Annotated in this window: 15 protein-coding genes; 9 read left to right on the forward strand and 6 right to left on the reverse strand. The window is 63.8% G+C overall.

Translation table 11 applies throughout. The features are described 5' to 3' along the window. Nucleotides 1-491 precede the first annotated feature (491 nt). The 6 genes from R3F72_RS14905 (at nt 492) to R3F72_RS14930 (ending at nt 6277) form a co-directional block, all read left to right on the forward strand. Nucleotides 492-1406 (forward strand): MBL fold metallo-hydrolase, encoded by a 915-nt coding sequence (locus R3F72_RS14905; RefSeq protein WP_332780045.1) that lies wholly within the window; start codon nt 492-494, stop codon nt 1404-1406. Nucleotides 1407-1454: 48 nt separating this feature from the next. Next, nucleotides 1455-3248 (forward strand): SulP family inorganic anion transporter, encoded by a 1794-nt coding sequence (locus R3F72_RS14910; protein WP_332780046.1) that lies wholly within the window; start codon nt 1455-1457, stop codon nt 3246-3248. 73 nt (nt 3249-3321) lie between these two features. After that, the gene (locus R3F72_RS14915) at nt 3322-3777 is read left to right on the forward strand and encodes a YeeE/YedE family protein (protein WP_332780047.1); all 456 of its coding nucleotides are present in this window, start codon (nt 3322-3324) and stop codon (nt 3775-3777) included. Beyond that, nucleotides 3774-4187 carry a DUF6691 family protein gene (locus R3F72_RS14920; RefSeq protein WP_303854774.1) on the forward strand — a complete coding sequence of 138 codons (414 nt, stop codon included), beginning with the start codon at nt 3774-3776 and terminating at the stop codon, nt 4185-4187. Before R3F72_RS14915 ends, R3F72_RS14920 begins: the two co-directional genes overlap by 4 nt. Nucleotides 4188-4280: 93 nt before the next feature. Next, on the forward strand, nt 4281-4976 hold the full coding sequence (locus R3F72_RS14925; protein ID WP_303854772.1) for a response regulator: 696 nt from the start codon (nt 4281-4283) through the stop codon (nt 4974-4976). Beyond that, entirely contained in the window at nt 4973-6277 is a 1305-nt protein-coding gene (locus R3F72_RS14930; protein ID WP_332780048.1) for a sensor histidine kinase, read from the forward strand. The genes R3F72_RS14925 and R3F72_RS14930 overlap by 4 nt, the downstream gene beginning before the upstream one ends. Nucleotides 6278-6327: 50 nt before the next feature. Here the strand turns inward: R3F72_RS14930 and dsbG are convergent, their stop codons facing one another. From dsbG to dsbD, 3 genes are all read right to left on the reverse strand, one after another. Then, complete coding sequence (gene dsbG / locus R3F72_RS14935; RefSeq protein ID WP_332780049.1) at nt 6328-7110, reverse strand: thiol:disulfide interchange protein DsbG; 783 nt, start codon at nt 7108-7110, stop codon at nt 6328-6330. A gap of 75 nt (nt 7111-7185) precedes the next feature. Beyond that, nucleotides 7186-8010: a prolipoprotein diacylglyceryl transferase family protein gene (locus R3F72_RS14940; protein ID WP_332780050.1), complete on the reverse strand. Its 825-nt coding sequence runs from the start codon at nt 8008-8010 to the stop codon at nt 7186-7188. A gap of 2 nt (nt 8011-8012) precedes the next feature. Beyond that, nucleotides 8013-9893: a protein-disulfide reductase DsbD gene (gene dsbD, locus R3F72_RS14945; protein WP_332780051.1), complete on the reverse strand. Its 1881-nt coding sequence runs from the start codon at nt 9891-9893 to the stop codon at nt 8013-8015. Nucleotides 9894-10324: 431 nt separating this feature from the next. Between dsbD and R3F72_RS14950 the strand changes: the two genes are divergently transcribed. The 3 genes from R3F72_RS14950 to R3F72_RS14960 all read left to right on the forward strand — a co-directional run bounded on the left by R3F72_RS14950 (nt 10325) and on the right by R3F72_RS14960 (nt 13628). Further along, the gene (locus tag R3F72_RS14950; protein WP_332780052.1) at nt 10325-10651 is read left to right on the forward strand and encodes a four-helix bundle copper-binding protein; all 327 of its coding nucleotides are present in this window, start codon (nt 10325-10327) and stop codon (nt 10649-10651) included. Nucleotides 10652-10915: 264 nt separating this feature from the next. Then, nucleotides 10916-12127 carry a zinc-dependent alcohol dehydrogenase gene (locus tag R3F72_RS14955; protein ID WP_332780053.1) on the forward strand — a complete coding sequence of 404 codons (1212 nt, stop codon included), beginning with the start codon at nt 10916-10918 and terminating at the stop codon, nt 12125-12127. Nucleotides 12128-12164: 37 nt separating this feature from the next. Continuing rightward, the gene (locus R3F72_RS14960; RefSeq protein WP_087719906.1) at nt 12165-13628 is read left to right on the forward strand and encodes a dihydrolipoyl dehydrogenase; all 1464 of its coding nucleotides are present in this window, start codon (nt 12165-12167) and stop codon (nt 13626-13628) included. A gap of 154 nt (nt 13629-13782) precedes the next feature. Here R3F72_RS14960 and R3F72_RS14965 read toward each other — a convergent pair whose 3' ends face one another. From R3F72_RS14965 to putP, 3 genes are all read right to left on the reverse strand, one after another. Then, a complete protein-coding gene (locus tag R3F72_RS14965) occupies nt 13783-14715 on the reverse strand; it encodes an electron transfer flavoprotein subunit alpha/FixB family protein (RefSeq protein ID WP_303854695.1) in 933 nt (310 codons plus the stop codon). Between the two features lie 89 nt (nt 14716-14804). Continuing rightward, nucleotides 14805-15554 (reverse strand): electron transfer flavoprotein subunit beta/FixA family protein, encoded by a 750-nt coding sequence (locus tag R3F72_RS14970; protein WP_332780054.1) that lies wholly within the window; start codon nt 15552-15554, stop codon nt 14805-14807. After that, a complete protein-coding gene (gene putP, locus R3F72_RS14975; protein ID WP_087719909.1) occupies nt 15551-17062 on the reverse strand; it encodes a sodium/proline symporter PutP in 1512 nt (503 codons plus the stop codon). The genes R3F72_RS14970 and putP overlap by 4 nt, the downstream gene beginning before the upstream one ends. Between the last annotated feature and the right edge of the window lie 74 nt (nt 17063-17136).

Raw genomic sequence — 17136 nt, forward strand, 5'->3', positions numbered from 1 at the left:
GGGAGCATGAGCTGTCGGCTCGTTTACGATGAGTAGCAAAATCCTACGGATACTTAGGCTAGATCATTATCCCTAATCATAATTTGGCTTTATGCTGTCGCCTTCCATTGGATGGATGCTCGCCAGGAATGCAGACAGGAATGTTCTGATGCCATGGATTCACGGATTTGCGAGACCGTGATAGCCAAGCACCTATGGTCGTGCTTACTGAGGGCCCCGGCGCTTGCGCCTGGGCCCTCTTTCATTTTTCGTTGCTCTCCCGTTCCGCCGCTCTCCTTCATTCCGCGCCCGCCTGCACGATTCCACCATGCTTCTGCTCTTCGTTGGTGGCTCGGCAGCCAATGCTATCTGGCGGTCACGGATAACAGGTGCCTCGGTTATATCCAGATGGCATAGAGAGAATTTTGCGTCGACTTTTATATTTCAAAAAGATCTAACGTTAGAACATTTTTGGCGTTACTCTAGGGGCATGTCTTCCCCAAGGAGTCGCCATGAACACTTTTGCTCTCTCCCGAGGTGATAGGGAACGCGGCCGGCCCGACGTCGCCGGCTTTTTCGACCCTCGCACTTTCAGCATTCAGTACGTCGTCAGCGATCCCGCCACGCGGCGTTGCGCGGTCATCGACCCTGTGCTCGATTTTGATGAGAAGTCCGGTGCCACCGCGACCCATCATGCCGACGAGCTGCTGGCGTATATCGAGCGCGAAGGGCTCGAGGTCGAGTGGATTCTGGATACCCACCCGCACGCGGATCACTTTTCCGCCGCGCGCTATCTGCACGAAAAAACCGGCGCGCCCACCGCCATCGGCCGGCCGGTGACCCAGGTGCAGGCGCTGTGGAAGGCGATCTACAACTGGCCGGACCTGAAGGACGACGGCAGCCAGTGGGATCATCTGTTCGACGAAGGGGATACCTTCAAGTTGGGCGAGATCGATTGTCGCGTGATGCACTCGCCGGGGCATACGCTGGCCTCGATCACCTACGTGATCGGCGATGCCGCCTTCGTTCATGACACCCTGTTCCAGCCCGATTTCGGCACCGCCCGCGCCGACTTCCCCGGCGGTGACGCCCATCAGCTATGGCATTCGATCCAGGCGATCCTCGTGCTGCCCGACGAGACGCGCCTGTTCACCGGTCACGACTACATGCCCGACGGCCGCGAACCGCAGTGGGAAAGCACCGTGCGCGAGCAGCGTGAGCACAACAAGCACCGGCTCGGCGAGAGCAGCGAGGCCGAGTACGTCGAGCTGCGCAACCGCCGCGACAGCGAATTGCCGATGCCGAAGCTGATCCTGCACGCGTTGCAGGTCAATATTCTCGGCGGACGTCTCCCCGAGCCGGAGAGCAACGGCAAGCGCTATCTGAAGATTCCTCTCAATGCGCTGGAAGGCGCGGTGTGGGAGTGAGATGAACCCCGGGGCGTGGCACGGTTCAGCTAACGAGGCCGACGAGTCATGAATCAGCAGTACAGAGCCGGGCTGGCACGCTGGCTGCCGATCCTCGACTGGGGGCGGCGCTACAACGGCGAGTTGCTGGGCGAGGATCTGCTGGCGGCCACCATCGTGGCGCTGATGCTGATCCCGCAGGCGCTGGCCTACGCCATGCTGGCGGGACTTCCGCCGGTGGTGGGGCTGTATGCGAGCCTCGTGCCGCTGGTCGTCTATACCCTGCTGGGGAGTAGCGCGACGCTTTCCGTCGGCCCGATGGCGGTCGTGTCGTTGATGACGGCATCGGCGCTGTCGCAGGTTGCCGAATCGGGCTCGTCGGATTACATCGCCGCGGCCCTGGTGCTGGCGCTGCTCTCCGGGGCCATTCTCCTGATCATGGGGCTCTGCCGGCTGGGTTTTCTGGTCAACTTCCTGAGCCACCCGGTGATGACGGGATTCGTCAGCGCCTCGGGCGTGCTGATCGCGGCGAGTCAGCTCAAGCAGCTGCTCGGTGTCGAGCTCTCAGGTTCGACGCTGCCGGCGCTGTTGTCCCGGCTACCTTCGGCGCTGGGCGATGTCAGCCTGCCCACAGTGGTCATCGGGCTGGGGTCGCTCCTGCTGCTGTGGCTGATACGGCGGTGGGGCAAGCCCGCGCTGGAACGCTGCCGCGTGCCGGCCAGGGCGGCGGGCGTGCTGGTCAAGCTGGCGCCCATCGCCACCATCGTGCTGGCGGCGCTGGTGGCCAGTGCGGCGGGGTGGTTGGGCCGCGACGTGGCCGTCATCGGCGAGATTCCCGCCGGGCTGCCACCGCTGACCCTGCCCGACTGGGAGCCGGAGCTGTGGCGTTCGCTGATCGGCTTGGCAGTACTGATCAGCATCGTCGGCTACGTGGAATCGGTCTCGGTGGCCCAGGCGCTGGCGGTGCGCCGTGGCGAGCGCGTCGATCCGGACCAGGAACTGATCGGGCTCGGCGGGGCCAATCTGGCGGCGGCTTTCACCGGCGGCATGCCGATCACCGGCGGCTTCTCCCGCTCCGTGGTCAACTTCGATGCCGGCGCCCGTACCCCGGCCTCCAGCGCCTTCACCGCCGTGGGCATCGCGCTGGCCATGCTGTTCCTGTCGCCGTGGCTGCGGGAGCTGCCGATGGCGACGCTGGCGGCGACCATCGTCATCGCCACCGTCTCGCTGATCGATCTGGCGGCGTTCAGGCGCGTCTGGCGCTATGCTCGCGGCGAGGGCATCGCGATGTCGGCGACCGCGCTGGCGACGCTGATGCTGGGCGTGGACGTGGGCATCCTGGTCGGCGTCGCCATGTCGCTGGCGCTGCATCTGTATGGCACCAGTCGGCCGCACAGCGCGGAAGTCGGCCGCATTCCCGGCACCGAGCATTTTCGCAACGTCCGCCGCCATGCCGTGGAGACCGACGCTGGTGTCGCCATTCTGCGCGTCGACGAGAGTCTCTATTTCGCCAACGTTCGCCATCTGGAAGACCTGGTCACGGCGGTGGTCAATCGCGATCCGCCGCCAAGGGATCTGGTGCTGGCCTGCCAGGCGATCAACGTCATCGACGCGACGGCGCTGGAGAGTCTCGAGGCGCTCAATCGGCGCCTGCGGGAAAAGAATATCGGGCTGCATCTCGCCGAAGTGAAAGGACCGGTGATGGATCGATTGAGTCGTACCGAACTGCTCGAGACGCTCAATGGCCGCGTCTTCCTGAGCACCTTCGATGCCTGGTGCGAGCTGCATGGCCGCGGGTCGGCGCCGTTGAGCCATCCCTGTATCGAATCGCCCGTCCCCGGGCATTCGGCGACTGCCGGTTGAGACGCGACAGCTGGTTGAGACGCGACAACTGGTTTAGACAATCGTGGTAGAGACAACCTCAAGAGGACACGAGATGGAAACGATGAGTGGGTTGCAAGGTGCGCTGGGCGGCGTCCTGATCGGCCTTTCCGCCACCCTGCTCATGGGGCTGCTGGGGCGGATCGCCGGGATCAGCGGCATTCTCTCCGGGCTGATTTTCGACCGCGGCGGGGACAGGCCCTGGCGTCTGGCCTTTCTGCTCGGGCTGGTTTCGGGCCCGGCCGTGTTGATGCTGACGGGAAGCGGTCTGGGCAATACGGCTGCCGGCACCGGTGTGGTCGGCCTGCCGGTGGCCGGACCACTACTGATGCTGGCGGGAGGGCTGCTGGTCGGGCTGGGCACCGGTCTGGGTAGCGGTTGCACCAGCGGGCACGGGGTCTGCGGGCTGGCGCGGCTTTCGCCTCGGTCGATGGCCGCGACGCTCGTCTTCGTGCTGGTCGCCATGCTGACGGTGTTCGTCTCGCGGCACATGCTGGGGGGCTCGGTATGAAAGCGCTGGCGGGGTATCTGGCCGGGCTGCTGTTCGGGCTCGGTCTGGCGGTCAGCGGCATGACCGATCCGGCACGGGTCATCGGCTTCCTCGACGTGGCCGGCGCTTGGGATCCGACCCTGATCTTCGTGCTGGGTGGCGCCGTCGTCACCACTTTCATCGGTTATCGATTGGTCTGGCGGCGGCAGGCGCCGGTGCTGGACGTGCGCTTTCAGCTACCCACGCGCCGCGATCTCGACGGCCGGCTGCTGGGCGGTGCGGCGCTTTTCGGCATCGGCTGGGGGCTGACCGGTTACTGCCCGGGGCCGGCGGTCGCCTCGCTGCCGGGGCTGAGCTGGCCGCTGGCGCTGTTTCTGGTCGCCATGGTGTCTGGGTGGTGGCTGGCCCGTCGATCATCGCCCGCTCACTGAGGGGCGAACTCATCCTGGCCTCATCGGCGCCTGCCAGACTGCGGCGGGCATGAGTGGGTGTGAGGCAACGGACGATGAAGCGGGGAGAGGGAAATGCGCGTGCTGCTCGTCGAGGATGATGCCCCGGTGGCGGCAGGCATCGAAGCGGGGCTGGCGCTGAGCGACTTCGTCGTCGATATCGTGACCACGCTGGACGGTGCACGCGGGGCGTTGTCCGCGATCGACTACGATGCCGCGGTGCTCGATCGCCGTTTGCCCGACGGCGATGGTCTGACGCTGTTGCAACAGTGGCGTCGTGCGGGTATTGCCATGCCAGTACTGATGCTGACGGCGAGAGACGCCGTTGCCAGTCGTGTCGAAGGGCTTCAGGGCGGGGCCGACGATTATCTGGTCAAACCGTTCGATCTGGATGAGTTGACGGCAAGGCTGCAGGCGCTGTTGCGCCGCAGCGCCGGGCAGGTCGACCGCTCCCTTCGCCACGGGCGCCTGGCGCTGGACCCCGTCGCTCGCAGCGTGACGTTGGATGGCGCACCGGTGGCGCTGGTGCGTCGCGAGCTGATGCTGCTGGAGGCGCTGATGCGCGCGCGTGGGCGGATCCTGAGCGCCGACCAGTTGAAGGACCGCCTTTACGGCATCGATGACGAGATCGAGAGCAACGCCCTCAACGTGCATATCTACCAGTTGCGTCGCAAGCTGGGACGCGAAGTGATCGAGACGGTCCGGGGCGTCGGCTACCGTCTCGGCGCGCTTCCCGCCGACGAGCGACTTCATGGCGACATACCCTCATGAGCCTTCGGCTGCGTCTCGTCGCCACGCTCGGGATCACGCTGATGCTGCTGTGGGGGCTGACGGCGGCGTGGTCGATGCGCGATCTCTCGAGCCAGCTCGAGCGTTCGCTGGATCAGCGTCTGGCTCAGTCGGCGCGAATGGTGGCCGGCCTGCTCGATCGCGTGCCGGCGGCGGCCTGGGATGGAGAAATGGGCGAGACCTCGACCATCCCTGCGCTCGAGGGCGTCGCCTGCCGCGTGTCGTCGCTGCGCGGGCGAGTGGTGGCGGGCACGCACCCGGAAATGAACGATGTTCTCGCGGTCGACAGCGAAGGCTACCGCTATCGCGATCACAACGGTCAGCGCTGGCGCGTCTATACCCTGGTCGACGACGACAGGCGAATCACCGTGGCGGATCGCCTGCGGGAGCGGGAGTCGCTACTGGCCCAGGTGCGCCGTGCGGCGTTCTATCCTTTTCTGCTCGCGTCGATCGGCAGCCTGGTCGCGCTGTGGTGGGGCGTGACCCGCGGGCTGTCGCCGCTGTCGAGGCTGCAGCGACGCGTGATGTCACGCGATCACGACGATCTCTCGGCACTGCCGATCCGCGGTCTACCGGGGGAAATTCGTCCGCTGATCGACGGTTTCAACACCCTGCTTGCGCGCACCCGGCGCATGCTGGAGCTGGAGCAGCGCTTTACCGACGATGCCGCGCATGAGCTGCGCACGCCGCTGACCGCGATTCGTACCCATCTTCAGATCGCGCGACGCGTCGACGGCGATCCCCGCCGGGAGGCGATGCAGCAGGCGGAGGCGGGGGTGGGGCGGCTGACGAAGACGCTCGACCAGTTGCTGTTGCTGGCACGCATGGAGAGCGAGGAGATCACGCGGGGGAGCGTCGACCCCACGCGGCTGGGCGAGGCCCTGGAGGCCGCGATGGTGGAAACCGGCAGTCGTGATCGCTGCCACTGGCACGCGTCGATCGACCAAATCCACGTCGGATTATCCGGGGAGTTGCTGGTGATTGCGCTGCGCAATCTGCTCGAGAACGCCATGCGTCACGGTTCGCCCGAAACCCCGATCGAGATCGAGGCGCACGAGACGAATGGCATGGCCGTGATCGACATCGTCAACCAGGGCGAGACCATTCCGCCCGAACAGATCGCCCGCCTGACGGAGCGTTTTCATCGCGGCAATCATCCCCGGGGCAGCGGGCTGGGGTTATCCATCGTCGAGGCGATCGCCACCCGGGCCGGCGGGAGCGTGAGGCTCGCCTCCGGCAACGGTATCGGGCTCCGCGTCACGCTCTCGCTGCCCCTGGCCTGATTCGCCAGGGGCGGGTGAGCAGGGGTGGGTGAGTAGGGGGATGAGAAAACTCAGGGCGCGTCGCTGCCCATGATGGCCCGCAGCTTGTCCGGGGAGGGCGCGCCCATAACCTTGTGTACCGCGCCATTGTCGTTCCGATAGAAGGTCACCGGCGTGGCGTAGAGCTGGGCGTCGCGCATCAGTTGCGTGTTGTCGCTGACCCATTGCTCGCTCTGGTCGGTTCCCTCGCTATCCGGCATGGTGCCGGTGCGATAGTGCTCGGCGATCGCGGCGCTGGGATCGTCGGCGGCCAGGATCGCGGCGGCTTTCTCGGGGCTGTCCGCCTTGAGTACGCCCACCATCAGATGACGAATCTGTAAATCACCGCTCTCGACCCAAGGCTGAGCGTCCTGCCAGAACTTGCGACAGTAGGGGCAGTTGGGATCGCTGAAGGTGTAGACCACTCGCGATGCATCGGCATCGCCATCACGAACCCAGTGATGATCCGCCATTGCCTGCCATAGCTCGGCATTCCTGGGTCCGTCGACGAGCCGTTCCAGCGGCTCGGCGGAGACATCCCGGCCCTGCGCGTCGATCAGCGTACCGACGACCGCATGCTCGCCGTCCGGGGTCAGATAGGCCGCGACGGACTGGCCGCGCACGCTGGCGGCGTAGCCCTTGAGCCCGCCGGGCGCATCGAATTCCCCGTGAATGGTGAGGCCCTGCTGCTCGAGTGTCTGGATCGGTGCGGGCCAGTCTTCGGCGAAGGCGGGGAGGCTTGCCGCCAGGGCAATACCGGTGGCCAGGGGCAGCGCGAGCCGTAGTGGCATCATTCGGGGGGCGTGGTCGTGCATCCTGGTCATCTCCGTCAGTTAATGTCTAGCGGGAAGGTCGATTGAAGCGCTCGGGTTGAAAGCGCGTCTGGGTCGTCATGGGTCGAAGCGCTCGAGACTGCGATCGAGCGTGGCTCGGGAAAGCTCGCCGAAGTGGGTATCGATGAGCTGGCCGTCGGCGTCGTAGTAGAGAGTGGTCGGCATGGCCATGGCCCCTACTTCCCGACCGAAGGTCATGTCCGGATCGCGATAGAGATGATCGAGCGAGAGGGACTCTCGTTGCAGAAACGTCTCGACGGCGTCGACGCTCTCGCCCTGGTTGACGAATACGAACGACACGTCGTCCCGCGCCTGCTGGGCCTGTTCCAGCATCGGCATCTCGCGACGACAGGGCGGACACCAGCTCGCCCAGAGATTGACCACCATGGGCCGGTCGGCTTCCTGCAGCACGGCGGGCAGGGCCACCGGTGACCCATCGAGAGCCGCCAACGGGATCGAGGGCAGGCTCGCGCCGCGGGGCGCCATCAGCGCCAGGGTGCCGGCCGTCATCGACCACGCCAATGCACCCGCTAGCACCGCTGTACCCAACGGGCGGCGCATGGCCGGCTGCCGCCAGAAACGCCAGGCCAGATAGACGAAAGCGATAGCCAGCCCCGCCAGCGGCTCGAACCCGCGATCCCGGATGTCGAGCCAGGACCAGAACGTGTCGTAGCTCTGCCAGTAGCGGGCCACGAAAACGACACGTGCGCCGATCACGCCGATCAGCAACGCATTGAACAGCAGATCGCCGACGCTGACCTGTCGACGACGGCCCACCCAGGCACCCACGATCAGGGCGACGATCATGGCCAGGGCCAGCAGAAGCTGCCCCAGACTCACGCCCAGGGGTCCCAGGGCGATACTGCGATCGAGCGGATTCATGGTCAGCCCTCCGTGGATTCGTTGGTGCGCTGTCTGGCCTGCGCATAGCGGTCGAGAAAGGCCTCGGCATCCAGTTCACCGATGATGCGGGCGCTGCGCTGCTCCTGACCGTCGGGACCGAACCACATCAGGGTCGGCGGACCGACGACACCGAAGTGCTGCATGATCGCCTGATCCTCGGCGTCGTAATCCGTGACGTCGATACTCAGCCGCTGCACGTCCTGGAGCGCATTCTTGACGGTCGGGTCGCTGAACACTTCCTGTTCGATGACCTCGCAGGAGACGCACCAGTCCGCAGTGAATTCGACCAGTGTCATCTGGCCGCCGTTGGCGGTTGCCTGGATACGGCGTTCGAGCGTCGCCAGATCCTTTACATCGTCGAACGCGATAGGCCCGGACCCGCTGGCGTCCTGGGAGGTCGCTGCCGCACCGCTCGGGACGTAGACCGACAGTGGCCGCCACGGATCCCTGGCGCCACCGGCGGCACCGATCAGGATCAACGCGCTCCACAGACCGATGATGGCGGCACTGGCGGTGGCGAACTGAGGCAGAATGCTACCCGTGCCGTTGCCCCGCGCCATGATCACAAGAGAAATCGCGGCGCCCAGGCCCAGCGCGCCCCACAGGCCAAGAACGAGGGCATCCGAGAGGATTCGGGCGACGAACCAGATCGCCATGCCCAGCAGCACGAAGCCGAACAGTGCCTTGACGCGCGTCATCCAGGCACCAGGCTTGGGCAGCAACTGGCTGCCGGCCGTGCCGATCAGTACCAGCGGGGCGCCCATGCCGAGGCCCAGCGCGAGCAGCGCCGCACCGCCCAGCCACGGATTGCCGGTTTCGGCGATGAAGAGCAGAGCGCCGGCGAGAGGAGCGGTCATGCAGGGGCCGACCAGCAGGGCGGAGAGCACCCCCATGACAGCGGCGCCCTTGAGTCGGCCACCGCGCTGTTTCGACAGTCTCGCATCCAGGCGTTGATGCAGCGCTCGCGGCAGTTCGAGCTCGAAGGCACCGAACATAGCGAGCGCCAGCACCACGAACAGCACCGAGAAGATGCCGATGAACCAGACATTCTGGAACAGCATCTGCAGGTTGGCGCCGGCCATGGCCGCGGCCACGCCCAGTATCGCGTAGGTCGCGGCCATGGGCAGAACATAGACGAGCGAGAGCACGAAGCCGGCGGCGCGTGGATTCTTGCCGCTGCGACGTTGGCCGACGATCAGGCTGGAGAGGATGGGGATCATCGGCAGCACGCAGGGCGTGAAGGTCAACAGCAACCCCATGCCGAAGAAAGCTGCCAGCGTCCAGATCCAGTTGCCGCCGGCGAGCTGCGCCGCCAGCTGCTGATCTTCCGCCATCGCCACGTCTGTCTGGGTCTGAGTGGTGGGGCTCGGTGCGGCAGACGATGGCGTGGCAGATGACGCGTTCGGCGTAGAGGTCGTAGCATCCGTTCGCGGCGCGTTCGTGTTCGTGGTGCCGCTCCCCGAGGCACCGGCGACGGATTCCAGCTCGAAAGTCCGCTGCTGGGGCGGATAGCAGAGGCCGGCATCGGCGCAACCCTGCCAATGAAGGGTGAGGGTATCGGCTTCCCCTGGCTGCGTGGTCATGCTCAACGCATGACGGTAGATCTCGGAACGACCGAAGTACTCGTCCTCGATTGTCTCCCCATCAGGAATGTCGAGTGACAGTTCGCGCTCGTTGGCCTGAGCGGAGAAGCTGTGGCGATAGAGGTAGTAACCGGGCTCGATCTGCCAGTTGATCTCCAGGTTGTTGCCGTCTTGCACCAGCGTCGGTTTGAAGGCCTGATCCGGCGGCAGGAAGTCGCCCTGTTGTCCGAACGGATCCTGCGCCACAGCCAGCGTGGCAACGCCGAGCATTGCCAGCATCATAATCCACCGTACTAGCCTGGACTGCATCAACTCCTCCTTCGCTCCTGCCCGCATCGACTGCGCTCCTGATTCGATGCCGCTAGGTTGGCTTATGGGGATGAGCTGAAAATGAATCCTCCCTATTCCTTTACTGCAACGCCGGTCTCGAAGCCTAAAAATCGATATCCATCCAGCGAAATCATTTTGGAAGGTTGATTCAATTTAAATGACGAATTTGTTTTTAATTGCCGTCCCAATAGGCCGTTCATTCCTGTCCAGCCAAACCTTTGTGTTAGGTAATCAACGAGATAGGGCGATATTGGATATATATGTCATCAAAACTTGTTCGAAGTCTTGAAAGTCACTACACCTTGAATGGCTGTTGAATACAGTCCCGGTATAGTGATTGTCGATCAATGGGCGATAGTCAAAGCGCCAAAGGAGACGAGATGGACTTCGGAAAATATCAATCCTGCATCGAGAGTTGTCATGTCTGTGCAGCTTACTGCGATGCCTGCTCTGTTGCCTGCCTGAAAGAAGACGACGTGAAAATGATGGCGGAATGTATCCGTCTGGACAGGCAGTGCGCACAGATCTGCCGTTTGGCGGCCTCCCTCATGGCGCAGGGTAGCGAATATGCCAGCCAGATCTGCAGACTCTGTGCAGATATCTGCAAGGCGTGTGGCGACGAGTGCGCCAAGCATGATGCCGAGCATTGCCAGGAGTGTGCCAAGGCTTGCCACCGCTGCGCCGAAGCGTGTGAAGCCATGGCGTAACCAGCAGGAAGCAAGACGAAAAGTATCTTCCTGTGAACGACCCGATATCCACCTGGATATCGGGTCGTTTCATGGACGCCTGTTACCGCACTTGACTCACGTTAATCCGGTCTTTCGAAGGCGCGTGGCGAGTTATCCGACGCCATCTACGCTCAAGGAGATTTGTCGCGTACGAGCTCATTCATTCATTCATGCACGCAGGATGCCTGCGTGTATGACTCGTACTTTCTCGACACCCGACTCTGAAAATGATCAGGAGGCATGATGAAAGCCGTCGTCTTTCACGCTATCGGTGATATTCGCGTCGATGACGTTCCCGAGCCGCAACTTCAGGAACCGACCGATGCCATCATTCGGCTGACCACCTCTGCACTGTGCGGCACCGACCTGCACTTCGTTCGCGGCTCCTTCACACCGATGCAAGCCGGCACCATTCTCGGACACGAAGGCGTCGGTATCGTCGAGCAACTCGGCGACGACGTGCGCAATCTCGATATCGGCGACCGGGTCGTCGTCTCCTCGACCATCGGCTGCGGCAACTGCTCCTACTGCCGCGCCGGTTACTACGCCCAATGCGACGTCGCCAACCCCAACGGCAAGCAGGCCGGCACCTCGTTCTTCGGCGGGCCGGCGCCGACCGGACCCTTCAACGGCCTGCAGGCCGAGAAGGCGCGCATTCCGTTCGCCACCACCGTGCTGACCAAGCTGCCCGACGAAGTCAGCGACGAACAGGCGATCGTGATATCGGACATTCTGCCGACTGCCTACTTCGGCGCCGATCTCGCCGAGATCAAGGATGGCAACAGTGTCGCGGTGTTCGGCTGCGGCCCGGTGGGGCTGTGCGCCATCGTCAGCGCCAAGCTGTTCGGCGCCGGCCGGGTCTTCGCCATCGACTCCAAGCCGGATCGTCTCGACAAGGCGCGCAAGCTGGGCGCGGAGTGCATCAACTTCGATCGGGAAGATCCGGTCGAGACGCTGCAGCGTCTGACCGGCGGGATCGGTCCGGATCGTGCCATCGATGCGGTGGGGATCGATGCCGAGCACGCCCACGATGCCCACGCCGGCGACAAGAGCGACATCGAGACCGAGGAGCAGGAGTCGCGTGCCAACGCCCCGGAAACGAATCCCGACGGTGACAACTGGCATCCCGGCGATGCGCCGAGTCAGGCGCTGCAGTGGGCGGTTCGCAGTCTGGCCAAGGCCGGCACGCTGTCGATCATCGGCGTCTACCCGCCGGATTTCCGCCAGTTTCCGATCGGCATGGCGATGAACCGCAACCTGACGCTGAGGATGGGCAACTGCAACCACAGCAAGTACATCCCCAAGCTGGTCGACATGACCCGGACGGGGCTGATCGACCCGGCGGACATTCTCAGCCAGGCCACGCCGATCTCCGACGTGCTCGAAGCCTACGAGGCATTCGATCGTCGCGAGGAAGGCTGGATCAAGGTCGAGCTCGAGCCGCAGGCGGATTGACGCTCATTCGATCTGGGCGCGCCCATAGGGAGGAAGCATGCAGGAGCATCGGTTCGAGGTCGCGGTCATCGGTGCCGGTAGCGCGGGACTGGCGGCTTGGCAGGCTGCCAGCAACCACACCGATAGCGTGGCGCTGATCGAAGGCGGAACCTCCGGCACGACCTGCGCCCGGGTGGGTTGCATGCCCAGCAAACTGCTGACTGCAGCAGCCAATGCGGCGCATCAGGTTCGTCATGTCGCGCCGTTTGGCGTACGGCTCGACGGCGAAGTGCGCGTGGATGGCGAAGCGGTGATGACGCGCGTCCGCCAGGAGCGGGATCGGTTCGTGGGCCATGTGCTGGAGTCGATGGATTCCATTCCCGAGTCGTGCCGATATCAGGGGTTGGCCCGTTTTGAAGACTCCCATACGCTGCTCATCGGTGATGACGTTCGGCTTACCGCAGAGAGAGTCGTCATTGCCACCGGATCGCGGCCGGTCATTCCCGAGCCATTCGAGATTGCCGGGGATCGGCTGGTGACCAGCGATACCTTGTTCGAATGGCGGACGCTGCCCGAATCAGTGGCAGTGTTCGGCCCGGGGACCACCGGGCTGGAACTGGCCCAGGCGCTAGCGAGACTCGGCGTGCGAGTGCGCCTGTTCGGTCAGCACGGCAGTCTGGGCGTGCTGACCGATGACAAGGTGATCGCCCAATGCGAGCGCTTGTTCAACGAGGAGTTCTATCTCGATACGCGCGGCGATGCGGAAATCGTCGAGCGCCATGGCGATCAGGTGAGGGTGCGCTTTACCGATCGCCGATCCAACGAATCCATGACCGAATCTTTCGATCACGCGCTGATCGCGACGGGGCGCAAGCCCAATGTCGATAGGCTCGAGTTGCCCCGCGCCGGGCTGGCGCTGGACGAGCGGGGCATGCCGGAGGTCGATCGCCATACGCTGCGCTGTCGCAACGGGGACGGGGCGTTCGGCCATATCTACATGGCTGGCGATGTCGACAACGATACGCCGGTCCTGCACGAGGCGACGGACGAAGGCAAGATCGCCGGCGACAACGCCGGCCGCGGGAAAGGCGTCTACGCTGCGCCGCGCCGTTCCCCGCTGAGCATCGCGTTCTGCGAGCCGCAGATGGCCCGCGTCGGGCCCGGGCATGCCGCGCTGGCGGAGCAGCACGGCGACAGGCTGAGCGTCAGCGAATTCTCCTACGAGAACCAGGGCCGGGCTCGCATCATGGCGGCCAATCGGGGCTATCTGCGCCTCTACGGCGAATATGGCAGTGGTCGTTTTCTCGGCGCCGAGCTCTGCGCGCCCGCGGGCGAACATCTGGCGCACCTGCTTGCCTGGGCGCATCAGCAGGCGTTGTCCGTGCCGGAAATGTTGGGAATGCCGTTTTATCACCCGACGCTGGAAGAGGGGCTTCAGACCGCGCTACGCGAGCTGAGCGCTCGGCTGCTGCTGAAACCGGCGATGGTGAATCAATGTATGGAGTGTGGCCCCGGCGCCTAGCGGCTGCCGGGAGAGACCTGGGCTGACCGATAATCGTCAGGCGCCAGGCCTAATCACATCTATTCGTTGCTCCAACCGACAGGCCCGCAGCTCGGAAGTTGGACACGCCGTCGCGGCGCTGTCGGATCGACCGAAGTGTCTTCGCGTCCGCGAATCAGGCCCTGAGTTCACGCTCCAGCTGGGGCATCACCTCGAACAGGTCACCGACCAGGCCGTAGTCGGCGACCTTGAAGATCGGTGCTTCCTCGTCGTTGTTGATCGCCACGATCACGCGGGAATCCTTCATGCCCGCCAAGTGCTGGATCGCACCGCTGATGCCCACGGCGATATAGAGATCCGGCGCGACCACCTTGCCGGTCTGGCCGACCTGCATGTCGTTGGAGACGTAACCCGCATCCACCGCCGCGCGGGAGGCGCCGATGGCGGCGTCGAGCTGCGCCGCCACGCCTTCGAGCAGCTTGAAGTTTTCGCCGCTGCCGAGCCCGCGTCCGCCGGAGACGACGACTCGCGCACTGCCCAGCTCCGGCCCCTGGTTCGTTGCGCGTGCGTCGCTGACGAAAGTGGAAAGGTCGTTGTCGACGACAGTGTCGAGCGCCTGGATCTGGGCGTTGCCGCCCGAGCCGACCGCATCGAAGGCGCTGGTGCGTACGGTGATGACCTTGAGCGGCGCGCCGTTACGCACCGTGGCGATGGCGCCGCCGGCGTAGATCGGACGTTTGAACGTCTCGGCGGATTCGACACCGATGATGTCCGACACTTGGGGCACGCCCTTGAGCGCTGCCACGCGGGGCAAGACGTTCTTGCCGGTCGTGGAAGACCCCGCCAGCAAGTGGGTGTAGTTCGCGACCAGCGTGTCGAGCAGTGTGGCCATCGGCTCCGCCAACTGATGGGCATAGACGGTGTGGTCCGCTGTCAGTACCGCGCGCACGCCATCCAGACGTGCGGCGGCTTCGGCCACGGCGCCGATGCCTTCTCCCGCGACGAGAATATCGATTTCCCCGCCGATCTGGCGGGCCGCCTCGACCACGTGGGCGGTGGCCTCGGCTAGGGTGTCGTCTTGATGCTCAGCAACGATCAGGATGCTCATGCGGTCAGCTCCTTTAAGGACGTGTTCCGGGACTCGTTTCCAGGGTTTGTCTGGTGCTTTTTCAAAGGTCTTTGTTCAAAGCACTTTGTTCAAAGCACTTTGGCTTCGTGCTTCAGCTTTTCCACCAGCTCGCTGACCGAGCCGACCTTGACGCCGCCGTTGCGCTCGGCAGGCGTTTCGACCCGCTCGAGCGTGAGATGGCGATCGATTTCCACCCCGAGCGATTCGAGAGAGCGCGTGTCGATGGGCTTCTTCTTGGCCTTCATGATGTCGGGCAGGCGCGCATGACGCGGTTCGTTCAGGCGCAGATCCGTGGTGACGACGGCGGGCAGACGCAGCGACAGAGTCTGATGGCCGCCGTCGACTTCGCGGGTCACCGTGACGTGCTCGTCGTCGACGGCCAGCTCGGAGGCGAAGGTGCCTTGGCCCATGCCGGTCAGCGCCGCCAGCATCTGACCGGTCTGGTTGTTGTCGCTGTCGATCGCCTGCTTGCCGAGAATTACCAGCCCCGGCTGTTCCTCCTCGACGATCTTCTCCATGACGCGAGCGACGTCCAGCGAGTCGACGCGTTCCTCGCTCTCGATATGCAGAGCCCGGTCGACGCCGAGCGCCATCGCCGTGCGCAACTGCTCCTGGGCGCCTTTCGGCCCGACGCTCACCGCGATGATCTCGGTCGCGACACCTTTCTCCTTCAGTCGGATCGCCTCTTCCACGGCGATCTCGCAGAACGGATTCATGGCCATCTTGGTATGGGTCAGGTCGACATCGGTGTTATCCGGCCGCACCCGTACCTGAACGTTGTAATCAATGACGCGCTTGACGCCGACGAGAACCTTCATGCGTGAACCTCCTGTTCAGGCCCGTGGAGTTCGGACTGCATCTCGTTGAATTGACGCAGGACCGGAGAGATCGGTGCCGCCGTGACGAGCGAGACGAGCACGATGGCGACCAGCGAGAAGACGAAGCCGGGTGCAATTTCGTAGAGATCGAAAAGGCCGCCCGAGATTCGTGACCAGACAATGACGGTGATACCACCGACGACGATGCCTGCCAGCGCGCCCCACTGGTTCATGCGCTTCCAGTAAAGCGAGAGAATCAGCGTCGGGCCGAAGCAAGCGCCGAAGCCAGCCCAGGCATAGGAAACCAGATCCAGGACATCGGAATCGGGAACCAGCGCCAGCATCAACGCCACTGCCGAGACGCCGAGTACAGCCAGGCGGCCGACCATCAACAGTTCCTTCTGAGAGGCGTGCTTGCGGAAGGTCGCCTTGTAGATATCGTCGGCGATGGTCGAGGAGCAGATCAGCAGCTGCGAATCCGCCGTGGACATGACCGCTGCCAGAATGGCGGTCAATAGAACGCCGGCGATGACCGGGTTGAACAACATGTCGACCATGAACATGAATATGCGCTCCTGGTCGGCAAGTCCGTCGGCGAAGAAGCCGTGGCCCAATACACCGATCGACAGCGCGCAAATCAGGCCGATTCCGGTCCAGGAAACTGCTACGCGGCGGGCGAAAGGAATGTTGCGGTGGTCATCGATACCGGCAAAGCGCGCCAGTGCGTGAGGCTGGCCGAAGTAACCCAATCCCCAGGCGAGCGAACTGGCGATGGCGATCCAGGTCAGCTGTTCGCCGCTGGCGGCATCGGTGAACCACTGAAGAATATGAGGGGATTCGTTCTGGACCGACGCGATGGAAGCTTCGATACCGCCGAGCTCCATGATCGCGGCGATCGGCACTGCGACCAGGGCGAACAGCATCATGATGCCCTGCAGCACGTCAGTCCAGGAGACCGCCAGGTAGCCGCCGAAGAAGGTATAGGAGATGATCGCCAGCATGCCGATCACCACGGCAAGCTCGTAGTTCATGCCGAAAACGGTATTGAGCAACTTGCCGCCGGCCACGAGTCCCGAACTGGTATAGAAGAGATAAAAGACGATGATGAACAGCGAGGCAACCAGGCGTAATACCTTGGTGTGCTGCTGGAATCGCTCGGCGAGAAACTCAGGGATCGTCAACGAATTGTTCGCCACGAAGCTGTAGACGCGCAGGCGCTGGGCGACGATCAACCAGTTCAGCAACGAGCCGGTGAGCAGTCCGGCGGCGACCCAGAACGAGGAAAGACCTGAAAGATAAGCGGCGCCGGGCATGGCCACCATCAGCCAGCCGGACATTTCCGAAGCACCGGTGGAAATGGCGGTAGCGAAGGGGCCGAGAGAACGGCCACCCAGCACGTAATCGGAGAAGTCCGAGGATCGCTTCCACGCCACGTAACCGATAATCAACATGACGATGAAATAGACCATGAAGGTGGTAACGACCACCGCATTATTATTGTCCAGCATGACGCGGTCTCCTTTTCAGGGCATTGGCTTTTTCAGGGCACAAGCAGGCCCGGCAACGGTTGAACGTTGCTAAA

The sequence above is a fragment of the Salinicola sp. 4072 genome (assembly GCF_036663415.1).
In the GTDB taxonomy this organism is placed as follows: Bacteria; Pseudomonadota; Gammaproteobacteria; order Pseudomonadales; family Halomonadaceae; genus Salinicola; species Salinicola salarius_A.

Excerpts from the sequence above, each read along its gene's own strand:
- dsbD (WP_332780051.1), bottom strand. The coding sequence starts at position 9,893 with ATGCTGGCAATGCTCGGCGTTGCCACGCTGGCTGTGGCGCAGGATCCG.
- R3F72_RS14955 (WP_332780053.1), top strand. The coding sequence starts at position 10,916 with ATGAAAGCCGTCGTCTTTCACGCTATCGGTGATATTCGCGTCGATGAC.
- R3F72_RS14960 (WP_087719906.1), top strand. The coding sequence starts at position 12,165 with ATGCAGGAGCATCGGTTCGAGGTCGCGGTCATCGGTGCCGGTAGCGCG.
- R3F72_RS14950 (WP_332780052.1), top strand. The coding sequence starts at position 10,325 with ATGGACTTCGGAAAATATCAATCCTGCATCGAGAGTTGTCATGTCTGT.
- R3F72_RS14965 (WP_303854695.1), bottom strand. The coding sequence starts at position 14,715 with ATGAGCATCCTGATCGTTGCTGAGCATCAAGACGACACCCTAGCCGAG.
- R3F72_RS14905 (WP_332780045.1), top strand. The coding sequence starts at position 492 with ATGAACACTTTTGCTCTCTCCCGAGGTGATAGGGAACGCGGCCGGCCC.
- R3F72_RS14910 (WP_332780046.1), top strand. The coding sequence starts at position 1,455 with ATGAATCAGCAGTACAGAGCCGGGCTGGCACGCTGGCTGCCGATCCTC.
- R3F72_RS14915 (WP_332780047.1), top strand. The coding sequence starts at position 3,322 with ATGGAAACGATGAGTGGGTTGCAAGGTGCGCTGGGCGGCGTCCTGATC.
- dsbG (WP_332780049.1), bottom strand. The coding sequence starts at position 7,110 with ATGCACGACCACGCCCCCCGAATGATGCCACTACGGCTCGCGCTGCCC.
- R3F72_RS14970 (WP_332780054.1), bottom strand. The coding sequence starts at position 15,554 with ATGAAGGTTCTCGTCGGCGTCAAGCGCGTCATTGATTACAACGTTCAG.
- R3F72_RS14940 (WP_332780050.1), bottom strand. The coding sequence starts at position 8,010 with ATGAATCCGCTCGATCGCAGTATCGCCCTGGGACCCCTGGGCGTGAGT.
- R3F72_RS14920 (WP_303854774.1), top strand. The coding sequence starts at position 3,774 with ATGAAAGCGCTGGCGGGGTATCTGGCCGGGCTGCTGTTCGGGCTCGGT.
- R3F72_RS14930 (WP_332780048.1), top strand. The coding sequence starts at position 4,973 with ATGAGCCTTCGGCTGCGTCTCGTCGCCACGCTCGGGATCACGCTGATG.
- R3F72_RS14925 (WP_303854772.1), top strand. The coding sequence starts at position 4,281 with ATGCGCGTGCTGCTCGTCGAGGATGATGCCCCGGTGGCGGCAGGCATC.
- putP (WP_087719909.1), bottom strand. The coding sequence starts at position 17,062 with ATGCTGGACAATAATAATGCGGTGGTCGTTACCACCTTCATGGTCTAT.